Origin of the sequence: Burkholderia sp. RF7-non_BP4, assembly GCF_001521935.1 — a bacterium.
Taxonomy (GTDB): domain Bacteria; phylum Pseudomonadota; class Gammaproteobacteria; order Burkholderiales; family Burkholderiaceae; genus Burkholderia; species Burkholderia diffusa.
In genome coordinates, this window is the sequence record NZ_LOTA01000042.1 from 1 (window position 1) to 540 (window position 540).

General features: G+C 62.6%; 1 protein-coding gene and 1 pseudogene. Both read right to left on the reverse strand.

The annotated features are described in order from the left end of the window. A partial coding sequence (locus WS49_RS17210; RefSeq protein WP_373557196.1) for a phage baseplate assembly protein occupies positions 1-329 on the reverse strand: 329 nt, incomplete at its 3' end. Beyond that, a pseudogene (locus WS49_RS35660) lies at positions 313-540 on the reverse strand (multidrug DMT transporter permease); the annotation flags it as partial. The gene WS49_RS17210 and the pseudogene WS49_RS35660, both read right to left, overlap by 17 nt.

The window sequence follows — 540 nt, forward strand, 5'->3', positions numbered from 1 at the left end:
GTGACTTGCTTCGCGGTAAAGATCGGGGCCGAGCAATCGCGCAGGATCGCGGCATAGTCACGGCCGCTGATCGACAGCGTCTTCTCGGTCTTGCTGGTGCGGCGGCGCACGTTGTCAACGTAGCCGACCAACACCGTTTCGTCGCCAACCTTCACCTCGACGGCGGAACCTGATTTGACGCTGTCCGGCATCTTGCCGTGCGGGCGCGTGAGACGCACGTCCCATGCGTCGGCCGGCGTCAGCAGATCGGAATCGATCGAATACGACGACCAGGCGCTGTGCGCCTTGCCGCCGATCAACAGCGTCACGTCGTTATTGGGCGAAGCCACGGACAGTATCTCCCCGCTGGATGAAGTTCGGATTGCGGATTCGCGGATTCAGGCGCAGCAGCTCGGCCGAGCGCGAATAGTCCGCATACCAAAGGTGCGCGAGCAACGTCAGGTTCGATGGCGCATCGACCGTGCGCGAGATGATCGGCGGCAGGACGTCGATCACCTTGATCGCCAGCTCCTGCACCGTCAGCGCCGTCTCTTTTAACGG